At 61.3% G+C, this 269-nt stretch carries 1 protein-coding gene; it reads left to right on the plus strand.

What is annotated here, in order from left to right:
- Window positions 1-22: 22 nt before the first annotated feature.
- Window positions 23-269 (plus strand): phosphotransferase (locus KBI52_RS00315; protein WP_210804731.1); only part of this gene is annotated, 247 nt, incomplete at its 3' end.

Consider the following 269-nt stretch of genomic DNA (forward strand, 5'->3'; position numbering starts at 1 on the left):
CAACCACGAACTGATGTGGGACATGAAGCATGCCCACCGTCTGCGTCCCCTGCTGGTGCATGTCGAAGATCTGCGGCGGCGTGCTCTGGTAGAGCGGTTCCTCGACAGGTTCGAGCAATTCGTGCTGCCGGCCATGCCGAACCTGCGCACGCAGGTCATTCACAACGACCTGAACCCGCACAATGTGCTCGTGGCGGAACGCGATCATGACCATGTGACCGGCGTGATCGACTTCGGCGATGCGGTGCTGGCCCCTCTCGTGAACGATC

This window comes from Microvirga sp. HBU67558 (assembly GCF_018069605.1).
Lineage (GTDB): Bacteria > Pseudomonadota > Alphaproteobacteria > Rhizobiales > Beijerinckiaceae > Microvirga > Microvirga terrae.